The organism is Clostridioides sp. ZZV14-6154, from assembly GCF_020657785.1.
Classification (GTDB): domain Bacteria; phylum Bacillota; class Clostridia; order Peptostreptococcales; family Peptostreptococcaceae; genus Clostridioides.
In genome coordinates, this window is sequence record NZ_JAGWCY010000001.1 from 285,216 (window position 1) to 297,741 (window position 12,526).

The following is a 12,526-nucleotide window of genomic DNA, read 5'->3' on the forward strand; positions in this document are numbered from 1 at the left end:
GAACTTATACTTTAAGTTATGTTGAAAGGAGAAATAAAATGAGTATATTAGTGACGAATCATTTAGTAAAACATTATGGAGAAGATGAAAACAAGGTCAATGCTCTAAATGGAGTAAGCATAGAAATTGAACAGGCTACATTTACTGCTATAGTTGGAACTTCTGGGTCTGGTAAAAGTACATTATTAAACATTATAGGTGGGTTGGATAACCCTTCATCAGGAGATGTAATAATTAAAGGGAAAAACATATCTAAACTAAGAAAAAAGGATTTGACTGTATTTAGAAGAAGGAATATAGGTTTTATATTTCAAAATTACAGTTTAATACCAGTATTAAATGTCTATGATAATATTGCTCTTCCTGTTACATTAGATAAAGGAAGTTATGTGGACCATGATTATATTGAAATGTTAATGAATACATTAGGAATTTGGGATAAGCGTCTAAAATTTCCAAGTGAACTTTCTGGTGGACAACAACAGAGAGTAGCAATTGCTAGAGCCTTATCAAATAAACCTGCACTTATACTAGCTGATGAACCAACAGGAAACCTTGATAGTAAGACCACAATGGAAGTAGTATGTTTATTAAAAGAAAGTAGTGCAAAATTTCACCAAACAATACTTATGGTAACACATAATGAAAATATAGCACAAATATGCGATTCTATTATACATATTGAAGATGGAATTGTAGTAAATAATGGCGGTGAAATACTATGATATCTTTAATGAAGTTTGCAATTCAATATATTAAACATTATAAAAAACAATCTATATCTATAATTTTAAGTATCGTACTATCAGTAGCCTTATTAACAGGAATTGGTTCTCTAGTACATAGTGCAAATAAAAGTAGAATTGAGAAAATAAGAGAAGATAATGGAGATTATCATTTTTATTTTAAGGTAGATAATAAACAACTACAAAAAATTAAGAAAAACAAAAAATCAAATGAATACACTGTAAACAGACTTGGTATAACAAATACTAAAGGTTCTATAGATGAACCTTTCATTATGAAGTTTTTAAATGTGGATTCATCTTATTTAGATATGACAGGTAGAAAATTATTAAAAGGAAAGCTTCCTAGCAAAGAAGGAGAAATAGCGCTTGATACCTATTCATTAAATAATTTAAATCTAAAAGAGAAAATTGGAACGGAGATAAAATTAGACGGAAAAACTTATAAGTTATGTGGGATTTTATCTAATCTTTTAAATCCAGAAACTACTTTGGAGGGCTTTGTAGATAGTTCTACATTTTCTGAAGAAAATGGTAATTATATGGTTTATGTAAAATTTGATGAAAATAAAAATATAAAAAAACAAAGTTCTAGATTTATGAGAGAATTTAATATATCGAAAAAAAGTTCCCATGTAAACTGGAATTTATCAAGTGAATTTGGTGTAAAACCTCCAATAACTTTTGAAAGATATAGTATATTTCAATTCTTAAATTCTTTAAAGTTAAATACAAATGCAATTATTTTAATTATTGGAATATTTAGTGCAGCAGCAGTATATAGTATTTTCCATGTTTCTATACTTCAAAGAGTATCACAATATGGCGTTTTAGAAGTGTTAGGTGCTAATAATAACCAACTTTTACTACTATTGTTTTTAGAATTATTTTTACTTTTCATAGTAGGTTTTCCTATAGGGTGTATTTTAGGAATAGGAGTAGCTTCAACAATACATCAACAATTTCCTCATATATTCTTAGGTAGCGATATTATTTCAGGGTCATTTTTTATAAGTGATAAATCTATTTACTTAGGATTTTTATTCTTAGCATTATTGTTAATTTTAATCACTATACAAGTTGTATATAAACTAAACAAATATTCTAGTATTGAGTCAATGAAAAATTTTGAAGTTACTAATAAACAAAATAGAGATATAAAAAGCATAAAGTTTTCTAACATGACAGCAGTATTATCTCATAAATATATGACTCAAAAAAAAGGAATGTTTATAGGAATTTTGTGTTCATTAGCTCTTGGGGGAATTATTTTTCTATGTTCTAGCTATTCTATACAACTTACCAGAAATAATAATGAACTTACAATGAAAGCCGATGATGGTTTAAATTCTGACTATCAAATAGCTATGCAAACAACTGATTTTGATGTAGGAATACCAAAAGATAAAATTTCAAAACTAAACGAAGTAGAAGGAGTATCAAGTATTTACCCAGTAAGGTATTTTTTGGGAGGTATACACATTAGAGATGAGCAATTACTTTGGAAAAATTTCTTTAAACCTCTTGAAAAAGATTACAGAATAAAGAATTTTTTCAATGGAATTTGCACTAAACAAAGTGATGGGGGACATCTCTTAAAGACAAATATCTATGGATATAATGCTGATATGTTAAAAGGATTAAATCCTTATATTATTGATGGAAAAATTGATAATTCTGACATGGTTAAAAACAACAAAGTGATTGTTAGACTTCCTATGGATGGTACTGGTATATATGGTGCAGTTGACGTAAAGCCAGGAGATACTATCAAAGTTAAAGTACCAAAAACAATGAAACCTACAGATGAGATTATTAAGTTTAAAGAAGAAGATAAAAATAATTATACAGTAAAAGAATTTGTAGTTGCTGCTACTATAAAACGTGTAATGGCAAATAATATATACTTTATTGGCGATTATGGTATGGATATAGTTATGACAAATAAACAAATGGAAAGTAATTTTAATATCATAAATTACAATATGGCCAGTATAAAAAAGATGAAAGAAAGCAATAGCATGGAAGTAGCTAAAGAAATAAAAAATGTTATACATAATATAAAACGATGTATTGTGACAGATTATACCATTGCTATTGAAAAAAATAATATTTATTTAAACCAGAAATTATTGTTTATATATGGGATTGTATTTGTACTTCTAAGCATAAGTTTGTTTCATATTATCAATACAGTGAGTTATTTAGTTTTTTCAAGAAGACATGAATTTGGAATTTTAAGAGCTATGGGAATCACAGATAATAAGTTCTTGATTATGATGATGAGGGAAGGTTTTTTATATGGATTATATGCAAGTATTATAATGGTAATTGGAAGTATTATTGGGCAATCCATGATTTATTTTATAGTAAAACGCGTATATTTATATATAAATCCAGTCTTTAATATAAGTATGTCTCTATACATGGGTATGATTATTTTAAATATTACTATTAGCATTATTGCAGTTATCATTCCAGTAAAACAAATATTAAAGAGTGATATTATTTCAGAAATAAATAGAGATTAAAATTTTTAATAACGATTAATAAATTAAACTATGTAAATATTAAATAACCTCTTAATTGATATACAGTAAAGTTATATCAGTTAAGAGGTTTATATTAGTTTTTAATCTAAATAAATTATATAAAATGCCTTAAAATATATTATTTTGTATAGTTATCAAAATAACCTTGTATGTAAATAATAGGAGTACCTTTATCTCCACTTCCAGAAGTTAAATCTGCTAAAGAACCTATAAGGTCTGTAAGTCTTCTTGGAGTAGTACCTTGAGAAACCATATTTCCTGTTAAATCATCAGATTTATTATCTTTTTCAACTATGTATTTTGAAATTGCTTCTTTTAACTCATCTCCAGATAAGTCAGCAAAGTCATTATCAGCTAAATATTTTAATTTTACCTCATTTGGAGTACCTTCTAAGCCTTTTGTATAAGCAGGAGAAACTACTGGGTCAGCTAGCTCCCATATTTTTCCTACAGGGTCTTTGAAAGCTCCATCTCCATAAACCATTACTTCTACATTTTTACCTGTAATTTCTTTTATACTGCTTTGAATTTTATTTACAACTTCATCACAATTTATAGGGAATAATTTTACAGTTTCTTCTGTAGCTTTGTTTGAACCTAAAAGTCCATATTGGTCATTATATCCACTGCCATCTACACTTGATGTCATTATATCATCAAGAGAATATACTTTTTTAGCACCATTTTGATTTAAAATTCTCTTTGTTCTCTGTCTTGTATGTATATCACAAGTTAAAACACTTGTTGTGTAATTAAGTATAGTTTTTGGGTTATTAGCAAAAATTATTTCTACTTCTGCTCCACACTCTTTAATTAAATTTTTATAATAATCAACATAATCAACACCAGTAAATGTATGTTTATTATATCCAAATAGCTCTCTATATTTTTCTTCTGTTAACACATCTGACCAAGGGTTTATTCCTTTGTCATCAAGTTCATCAAGACTTATTAAGTGATTTCCAACCTCATCAGAAGGGTAGCTTAACATTAATACAACTTTTCTACATCCTTTTGCAATACCCTTTAGACATATTGCAAAACGATTTCTACTTAAAATTGGGAATATAACACCAACAGTATCATCCCCAAATTTATCTTTTACATCTTTTGCTATATTGTCAACATGAGCATAGTTTCCTTGTGCTCTAGCAACAACAGCTTCTGTAACAGCAATTACATCTTTGTCTCTAACTTCAAAGTTTTCATTCTTTGATGCATTTAAAACAGAATCAACAACTATTTTAACTAAGTCATCTCCTTGTCTTATAATAGGTGCTCTAACACCTCTTGAAACAGTTCCAACTAATCTATCCATTATTTAAAATCCTCCTAAAGAATTAATATTGTCATATTAGTACCATGTATATTATAATTCAAATATAATCATAAGTAAAATAAATAATACTAATATTTGATATAAGGAGTAGTTATGTATGAACGTAAAACTTGAATTATATAAAGTTTTCAATGCAGTTGTAAGTCATAAAAGCTTTTCTCTTGCTGCCAAAGAATTATTTATGTCACAGCCAGCTGTAAGCCAGTCAATTAAACAATTAGAAGAACAATTAGATACAATATTATTTTATAGAAATAATAAAGGTGTAAAGTTAACTCCAGAAGGGAAAATTTTAAGCGAACATGTTGCTACTGCATTAAACTTAATTGCATCAGGAGAAGATAGAATAAATAAATTTAAAAAATTGGAATATGGTTCATTAAAAATTGGAGTAGGAGATACAGCAGCACGTTTTTTTCTATTAAAGTATTTGGAAATTTTTCATAAGAAATACCCACATATCCATGTATCTACAATAAATAGAACTAGTAGAGAACTTATATCATTACTTAAAGATGGTAATATTGATATAGCAATCATAAATATGCCAATAGAAGATGAGACATTAAATATCGTCGAATGTATTGAGATACATGACATATTTGTATGTGCAAATGATTACATAGAATACAAAGGAAAACAAATATCTTTAGAAGAATTAAATTTGTTTCCTTTGATAATGTTAGAAAATAAAGCAAATTCAAGACTTTATGTAAATGAATATTTTTTATCAAAAGGTATAAAACTAAATCCAGATATAGAATTAGGTTCTCATGAATTACTTTTAGAATTTGCATATATAAATCTTGGAGTATCTTGTGTTATAGAAGAATTTAGCATAGATTACTTAAATAGTGGAAAATTATTTAAATTAGACATAAAAGAACCAATACCTAAGAGAAATATAGGTTATTGCCATTTAAAAAATATATCTCTATCACTAGCAACGAAAGAGTTTCTAAGTATGATATCTAATAATATGTAAATTTGTGTTTAGCAATTCTAAAATAAGTTTAATAAAAATAAATTAAAATGAGAAACACCTACATATACATGTATCTTACAATAAATAGAACTACTATAGAGCTTCTATTATTACTAACAATGTTTTAGATTTGAAAGATTTATAATAAGCTAATTATTATTAAAATTAGAAATAAGGTTAATTTGAGCACATTTATATAATTAATATCGTATTTTAAATATGAACAGTATATTAGATTAATGTATAAAGGAGGATTAGAAATGTCTGATTCTGAATATCCTCAAATGAAAACCTTAGAAACTAGAAGCTGTATACTAAGACCTGCATCATTAAATGATACTGAAGATTTTTTTGATTGTTATAAAAATAAAGTAGTAGTAAAACATTTACCATTTAGTGAGCATAAGTCTTTAGAAGATACAAGAAAATTTATAAAATCATTTTTTTTAAATCCATATAAAAAAGGAAAAATAGGTCACTTTGCAATAGTATACAAAAGAGATAATAAAGTTATTGGGAATATGGGATTTAATAATATAAATCCAAAAGCATTGGAAGCAGAAATAGGCATATGTATTAATCCAAATTATTGGGGGCATGATTTTGCTACTGAAATAACTAAAAGAGTAATACAATATGGATTTAGGGAGCTAAATCTAAATAAAATCATTGCGATAACCTATGAAGAAAATACAAATTCTACAAAATCATTAGATTTATTGGGCTTTAAATGTGTAGGAAAATATATCAAAAAAATTCATACTGGAAGCACAATAAAAAATGTCCCTTGTTATCAGTATGAATTAAAAAAATAATGAGTATTTAGTGTTCTAATAAGAGTTAGATAAAAACAATGCCAAAATCATATTATATCCACTAAAAAGGTTTAGTATATTAATATACTCACACTTTAATATAATATGATTTTGGCGTCTATAAGTTATTAAAAAATATATAAACAAAGTTATAAAATAACTTATTAATTAATTTTCTAAGTTTTTAAATCCTTCTCCAAGAACCTCATGTACATCCGTAACAATAACAAATGCAGTAGGGTCAGTCTTTTTAACTAATCTCTTAAGATAAAGTTCTTGTTTTTTAGAAACTACAACAAGTAGTACTTCTTTATTTTCTCTAGTATAACCACCTTTACCATCAAGAATAGTAAGACCTCTATCAAGTTCTTTTGTTATAGCTTGTCTTAAACTTTCAGGTTCTTCAGAAATAATAAAAAATGCTTTTGAATGATCAAATCCTTCCATTATCATGTCTGCTATTTTTATTAAGACACAAAGTGCTATCCCAGAGTAAAGGCCCGTTTCTATACTACGATTTACTATACCAGAAGATATAACGACCATTCCATCTAAACAAGACATAAATTTTGTAGCTTTTATCCCTGGAAACTTTTTACTAAGTATAAGTGCAATTAAATCTGTTCCTCCAGTAGAAGCATCTGATTTAAACATTATTCCTAAACCTATTCCAACCAAAATTCCTCCTGCAATAGCAGATAGTAGTAAGTCATCAGTTAATCTCAATTTTGACAGTGGGTCTGTCAATTGGACTATAGCAGAGAATACGACTGTCCCAAATAACGTTTTTAATGAATTTTTTGTACCCATAATTCTAAAGGCAAGTATTACTAATGGGACACCTATGATTAACATGATAGCTGATACTGGAAGTCCTGTAACTTTATTTAATACTAAAGATAGACCACTAAGCCCTCCAGGAGCAATTGTATGTGGTTTTAAAAACATATTTATACCAATACTCATTGATATACAACCAAAAAATAACCCAAGCATTTCAAGTAAAATTGGCGACTTTTGTTTTTTCATATAAACACCTCCATGAACTTGTCACAATTTAATATTATAACATATTTGACCAGTTTATATTATATAAAATTTCTTGACATAAGCAATTTCAAGTGTTTTATTATTCTTAATATTTGTAAAATATTTCTAAAATACATGATTTTCTGTCATTCTTCTAACACAATTATTTTTTAGTGGAAATTTTTTATATGTTATAATTTTTAATTCTTTTATTAAAGTATCCCCTATAAAAGTGGTTCTATGATATGCTTTTCTATTTTCATTAATATACACATATTATTTTGTATTCAGATTTAGATAGTTTGATAAGTAATTTTAAACTGTTTTATATATCGTCACTGTTTTGTATATTGTCATAGTGCTTTATTAAATAAAACAGATAACTTGATAATATGAAACTATACACATATAATTTAAGAAGTATCATATTTAAGAATATTTGCATTAAAAATAGTTAAAAAACACAAATATATAAGTTTAAGAAAAGAGTTGATTAAATGCGTAAGTCTGGATATAAGACAATATTTTACTCGTACATTATTTTTTTCTTAGTGCTTTTCTGTCTGGCTTTAACTGCAATAGGAATTTTATTATCACTTATTAATGTCCAACATCCAAATGGAAAAAGTATACGTAGTGACTGGCCTCAAAACTTTATGGAAAGTTTTACTGAGCAAATTATATTTATAAATAATAAACCACAAATAAAACAATCTGATATTCTTTCATATGAACAAGTACAGAAATATGCTTCTATCATGCTTAAGAATATAGAATATACAAATACACTTATTAACGATTTAAAGTTAACGTATCAATTAGAAAATGGTATGATTCCGTTGAATAAGTAAAATAGCAACTTGATAAGGTTTTTGAAAGAGTTAGCCATTGATATTTTGAATTATCCAGAATATGGAACTAATATAATTGAATTTGACAGTAACATTGACAATATTAAATTTACTTTTGATTCTACACTGCTAAAGCGTGCATTTAGTAATTTGATTATTAATGCTTTTGTGCATGGAAGTCAAGGTACCAAAGTTTCTTTGAATGTAATGGTAGATGATAAAATTAATATAACTGTTTTAGATAATGGAAATGGAAAAGGAATGACAGAGGAAGAAGTATCAAATTTATTTAATCGTTATTATCGTGGCACTAATACAGAACAAAAAATAGAAGGAACTGGTTTGGGGTTGGCAATAACAAAGCAAATTATTGAACTTCATGGAGGAACTATATCAGTTGAAAGTATTTTATCTTTAGGAACTACATTTCATATTTCCTTTCCTATCAATTAAGGTTAAGTAAAAGATATATTAAGGTTGATAAATTATCATATTTATATGGTAGTTATCAACCTTTTCTTATTTAGGAGGAGATTTAATGATTATCATTACATAAGTAAAAACTCTTTCAGCTGATTTTATTTATGGAATATTAATTAGCATTAATGAACTTTAGAGTTATATTAAATCAAGAAAGTAGGTGTAAATTTGAAAATTATATTAAAGTATATCTTAACAAATATTAAAGAACGAAAAATAAGAACAGCAGTTATGTTGCTATCCATAATTTTATCAACAGTTTTACTTTTCGTTTCCTTTTCAATTGGATTGTCTTATGAAAGTGCACAGCGAAAAATGGCAAGAGGTATGGCTGGGACTGCAACAATAGCTGTTCAAAGTACAGATTCAAATAAATTAACTAGTTTAGAAGATATACCAGATTTAAGTTCCATAAAATCAAAAGTTGGAATATTAGAAAGCTCTGCTGTTTATCATGAAGATGGATATTATGAATCATTCAATATTATAGCAGCAAACTTACCACAACTAAACAAAATTAATAAGCCACTATTGGTAAATGGAAATAATATGGCGGATATACAAAAATTTTGATAGAGCCAAAAGACGATATAACAACAGAAAATTTGGTAAATAAATTATCAGAAGAAATTTCAACTGAAGAATATAAAGTATCAAATACTGTAAATGAAGCTAAGATAATTGCAGATGCTAGACAGAAAACAATGCCATTTTTTCTAATAAGTTTTTTTGCATTAACTATGAGTATTTTTATTATATATAGTAGTTACAAGGTAATTATATTAGAACGTCTTCCAATCATTGGAACATTTCGAAGTATTGGTGCTAATAAAAAAACAGTAACTAATATTTTACTGTTTGAAAGTATATTGTATGGAAGTGTTGGAGGATTACTTGGGATTCCTATTGGTATAGTTGTTTTAAATTTTATGCTTCATGGTCTTGGTAATTCTCTTGAACAAGGTATATCAATTCCAACAGTAATATCTCCCATAGTAATTATTTCTTCTTTTGCAGTAGCGATAATTGTTTCTCTACTTAGTTCATATGTACCTATAAAAAAGACTAGCCAGTTGCTAATAAAAGATGTTGTTTTGGGAACAGTGGAAGAAAAGAATATTTCAAATCGTACTATATTTTGTATAGGTATCATAGTACTTTTTTTATCTATTCTACTTCCAAGAATAACAACTGAAAATACTTTGTATTTGGCTGGAGGATTTTCGTTATTAGGGTTGATTATATCTACTATTATTCTAATTCCTATTTTTACTGATACTATGTCTGTAGCCTTTGAATTTATTTATGAAAAGATTTTGGGAAATGAAGGTAAATTAGCTGCCAGAAATATGAAAAATAATAAAAATGTCACACAAAATATTACATTATTATTTATAAGTATTTCTGCTGTAATTGCAATAAGTGTTGTAGGAAGTTTTGTCAAGACATATATAGGCGATGTATTTCATGATGCCAAATTACAGGGGTTCGCAGATGGAGAGATGAATCAAGAATTTATTGAAGATGTTAAAGTTCTATGTTTGCAATAAATTATACTAATTCTTATATGGAGGAAGTAACAATTAAATCCTTTGAAAAAGAACGCTCTATTATTTTGAATGAAGATACACTTAAAAAAACAAGTTTCTCTGTAGGGGATAAAATAAATGTATCTAATGGTGGTAAAGAGTTTTTTTACACAATAGTTGGAAGTTTTAAATCTCGTGCAAATGATGTAGAAGCTGTTATACCATCTAGTTATGCGGTTAGTGATTTCGATAAAACTACATATGGATTTTTAGCTTATACAGCAGTTAATCCAGATGCTATTATGATTCAGATAAGAGATTTGTTTGGAGATACATCTAATTGGAGTCGTACTGTTGAGGAATTCAACAATGACTCTTTAAATACTATAAATAGCTTTTTATCTCCTATGAATAATATGACCTATTTTATTACTTGCTACAGTAGGTATAGTTAATAATCTATTGATAAACTATATTCAAAAGCGACGAACTATAGCTATGTATAAATCTGTAGGACAAAGTGATAAACAGAATATTAAAATGACTTTAATTGAAGGATTTACATCAGGTTTATTTGGTGCTGTTATAGGAGTATTAATATCTATATTAGAAATTAATACTATTTTCATAGTTGCAGGTTCAAAGATTTCAATGACACCAGATTTAGATTTTAAAATATTCATTTTTACTGGAATGTTAGGTATTACAGTAACATTGATAGGTTCAGTAGTACCAATTATAAAAGGAAAGAAAATGAAATTAGTAGAAGAAATTAGTAGAAGAAATTAAATTTGAATAAAAATGGAGGCTAACACATGAAAACAAGCTATAAGAGTATAGCCATAGAAGCAAAAAACATTATTAAAGAATTTAAAGTTGGTAATATAACTACTAAAGTTTTAAAAGATATATCTTTACAGGTAATGAAAGGCGAATTCGTTTCTATTATGGGACAGTCTGGTTCTGGGAAGAGTACACTTTTATATATTTTAGGTGGGCTAGATACTCCAACAAGCGGAAATGTATATATGAATGGAACAGATATATCACATTTTAATGATGATAAAATGAGTATAATACGTCGTAGAAATATAGGGTTTGTATTTCAATTCTATAATTTAATACCTAATTTAAATGTTGAAGAAAATATTATGCGACCTCTATTACTAGATGGGAAAAAAATGAATGATTATAAAAATCAATTAAACGAAATTTTGGAAATTGTTGGATTATCAGATAGACGTAAACATATTCCACGTGAGTTGTCAGGTGGTCAACAACAACGTGTTGCAATAGCACGTGCATTAATAGGAAGACCAGAGATTTTATTTGCTGATGAACCTACTGGAAACTTAGATAGTAAGACAGGAGCAGAAATAATTCAATTACTCAGTAAAATAAATCAAGAAAGTGGTCAGACAATAATTATGGTAACTCATTCATCTAAAGCAGCTGAAAGTAGTAATCGTATTATTACAGTTCTAGATGGTGTAATAGCATAATAATTGGTAGATGCATTATGCTAATTTTTACATAATAAATTTAAAGATTTTCTTAAACATTTTCCATACTTTTCAGATTGTATAAATTTTGTATATATGAATTAGACTATGTTAAATGTGTTATAATATTAAGGCAATGAATAAAAGATTATAGTATATATGAATTATTTTATTTGCTGTTTACTAAACATATTATCAGGGTATTTATTTAAGACAGTGAAATATTTAAAAGGTTTAAGTAATAATTGATAGAAGTTTTGGCAAAATATACAAAAACTAATTGATTATATACGTTATATGGGTATATAATAGATATTGTTTTAATAAAATACTTGAAAGGGAATGATTTGATGAAAATTACTTTACCAGAAACAGCTATTGATACTTTAAAAAGTATCCTAAAAGACAATCAAGATAAACCTAACAATGTAAGAGTATACTTTGCAGGTGTTGGTTGTGGAGGTCCTTCTTTTGGATTAGCTTTAGATGAGAAAAAAGAAGATGACTTAACTTATGAAGTTGGAGAATTACAATTTGTAATGAGCTCTGATGAATACAGTCAATATGGAGATATAATTATAGAAGATACAGGGTTTGGATTTAGAGTAATTCCTGAAAACATGAAAGATCAAGGTGGAGGAGGATGCTCTGGTTGTTCAGGGTGCCACTAGAATTGATTTTTTAGTATATTGAGAACT

The 12,526-nt window shown here is 27.1% G+C and carries 14 protein-coding genes; 12 read left to right on the top strand and 2 right to left on the bottom strand.

What is annotated here, in order from left to right; translation table 11 throughout:
- Positions 1–38 precede the first annotated feature (38 nt).
- Together KGF45_RS01300 and KGF45_RS01305 are read left to right on the top strand one after the other, a co-directional pair.
- Positions 39–725, top strand: a complete 687-nt coding sequence (locus KGF45_RS01300) for an ABC transporter ATP-binding protein (protein ID WP_227841639.1) — start codon at positions 39–41, stop codon at positions 723–725.
- Entirely contained in the window at positions 722–3,277 is a 2,556-nt protein-coding gene (locus tag KGF45_RS01305; RefSeq protein ID WP_227841640.1) for an ABC transporter permease, read from the top strand. The genes KGF45_RS01300 and KGF45_RS01305 overlap by 4 nt, the downstream gene beginning before the upstream one ends.
- Positions 3,278–3,416: 139 nt before the next feature.
- Here KGF45_RS01305 and KGF45_RS01310 read toward each other — a convergent pair whose 3' ends face one another.
- Positions 3,417–4,616: a coenzyme F420-0:L-glutamate ligase gene (locus KGF45_RS01310; RefSeq protein WP_227841641.1), complete on the bottom strand. Its 1,200-nt coding sequence runs from the start codon at positions 4,614–4,616 to the stop codon at positions 3,417–3,419.
- A 118-nt stretch (positions 4,617–4,734) separates the two neighbouring features.
- Here KGF45_RS01310 and KGF45_RS01315 point away from each other — a divergent pair, with 118 nt between their 5' ends.
- Both KGF45_RS01315 and KGF45_RS01320 read left to right on the top strand, forming a co-directional pair.
- Positions 4,735–5,622 carry a LysR family transcriptional regulator gene (locus tag KGF45_RS01315; RefSeq protein ID WP_227828030.1) on the top strand — a complete coding sequence of 296 codons (888 nt, stop codon included), beginning with the start codon at positions 4,735–4,737 and terminating at the stop codon, positions 5,620–5,622.
- Positions 5,623–5,882: 260 nt separating this feature from the next.
- Positions 5,883–6,437, top strand: a complete 555-nt coding sequence (locus KGF45_RS01320) for a GNAT family N-acetyltransferase (RefSeq protein ID WP_227828031.1) — start codon at positions 5,883–5,885, stop codon at positions 6,435–6,437.
- A gap of 168 nt (positions 6,438–6,605) precedes the next feature.
- Here KGF45_RS01320 and KGF45_RS01325 read toward each other — a convergent pair whose 3' ends face one another.
- Positions 6,606–7,466, bottom strand: a complete 861-nt coding sequence (locus KGF45_RS01325; protein ID WP_227828032.1) for a YitT family protein — start codon at positions 7,464–7,466, stop codon at positions 6,606–6,608.
- A 497-nt stretch (positions 7,467–7,963) separates the two neighbouring features.
- Here KGF45_RS01325 and KGF45_RS20360 point away from each other — a divergent pair, with 497 nt between their 5' ends.
- From KGF45_RS20360 to KGF45_RS01345, 8 genes are all read left to right on the top strand, one after another.
- Positions 7,964–8,317 (top strand): hypothetical protein, encoded by a 354-nt coding sequence (locus KGF45_RS20360; RefSeq protein WP_413840359.1) that lies wholly within the window; start codon positions 7,964–7,966, stop codon positions 8,315–8,317.
- 45 nt (positions 8,318–8,362) lie between these two features.
- Positions 8,363–8,770, top strand: a complete 408-nt coding sequence (locus KGF45_RS20365; protein WP_413840357.1) for a sensor histidine kinase — start codon at positions 8,363–8,365, stop codon at positions 8,768–8,770.
- Between the two features lie 195 nt (positions 8,771–8,965).
- Entirely contained in the window at positions 8,966–9,370 is a 405-nt protein-coding gene (locus KGF45_RS20370; RefSeq protein ID WP_413926573.1) for a hypothetical protein, read from the top strand.
- Positions 9,367–10,347, top strand: a complete 981-nt coding sequence (locus KGF45_RS20375) for an ABC transporter permease (RefSeq protein ID WP_413926574.1) — start codon at positions 9,367–9,369, stop codon at positions 10,345–10,347. The genes KGF45_RS20370 and KGF45_RS20375 overlap by 4 nt, the downstream gene beginning before the upstream one ends.
- Positions 10,335–10,781: a hypothetical protein gene (locus KGF45_RS20380; protein WP_413926575.1), complete on the top strand. Its 447-nt coding sequence runs from the start codon at positions 10,335–10,337 to the stop codon at positions 10,779–10,781. Before KGF45_RS20375 ends, KGF45_RS20380 begins: the two co-directional genes overlap by 13 nt.
- Before the next feature lie 7 nt (positions 10,782–10,788).
- Positions 10,789–11,115 (top strand): FtsX-like permease family protein, encoded by a 327-nt coding sequence (locus KGF45_RS20385; RefSeq protein ID WP_413840351.1) that lies wholly within the window; start codon positions 10,789–10,791, stop codon positions 11,113–11,115.
- Positions 11,116–11,141: 26 nt separating this feature from the next.
- The gene (locus tag KGF45_RS01340; RefSeq protein WP_227828033.1) at positions 11,142–11,828 is read left to right on the top strand and encodes an ABC transporter ATP-binding protein; all 687 of its coding nucleotides are present in this window, start codon (positions 11,142–11,144) and stop codon (positions 11,826–11,828) included.
- A 350-nt stretch (positions 11,829–12,178) separates the two neighbouring features.
- A complete protein-coding gene (locus KGF45_RS01345; protein ID WP_227435162.1) occupies positions 12,179–12,499 on the top strand; it encodes a Fe-S cluster assembly protein HesB in 321 nt (106 codons plus the stop codon).
- The last annotated feature ends 27 nt before the right edge of the window (positions 12,500–12,526 follow it).

Excerpts from the sequence above, each read along its gene's own strand:
- KGF45_RS01325 (WP_227828032.1), bottom strand. The coding sequence starts at position 7,466 with ATGAAAAAACAAAAGTCGCCAATTTTACTTGAAATGCTTGGGTTATTT.
- KGF45_RS20360 (WP_413840359.1), top strand. The coding sequence starts at position 7,964 with ATGCGTAAGTCTGGATATAAGACAATATTTTACTCGTACATTATTTTT.
- KGF45_RS01300 (WP_227841639.1), top strand. The coding sequence starts at position 39 with ATGAGTATATTAGTGACGAATCATTTAGTAAAACATTATGGAGAAGAT.
- KGF45_RS01310 (WP_227841641.1), bottom strand. The coding sequence starts at position 4,616 with ATGGATAGATTAGTTGGAACTGTTTCAAGAGGTGTTAGAGCACCTATT.
- KGF45_RS01345 (WP_227435162.1), top strand. The coding sequence starts at position 12,179 with ATGAAAATTACTTTACCAGAAACAGCTATTGATACTTTAAAAAGTATC.
- KGF45_RS20380 (WP_413926575.1), top strand. The coding sequence starts at position 10,335 with ATGTTTGCAATAAATTATACTAATTCTTATATGGAGGAAGTAACAATT.
- KGF45_RS01340 (WP_227828033.1), top strand. The coding sequence starts at position 11,142 with ATGAAAACAAGCTATAAGAGTATAGCCATAGAAGCAAAAAACATTATT.
- KGF45_RS01305 (WP_227841640.1), top strand. The coding sequence starts at position 722 with ATGATATCTTTAATGAAGTTTGCAATTCAATATATTAAACATTATAAA.
- KGF45_RS01315 (WP_227828030.1), top strand. The coding sequence starts at position 4,735 with ATGAACGTAAAACTTGAATTATATAAAGTTTTCAATGCAGTTGTAAGT.
- KGF45_RS01320 (WP_227828031.1), top strand. The coding sequence starts at position 5,883 with ATGTCTGATTCTGAATATCCTCAAATGAAAACCTTAGAAACTAGAAGC.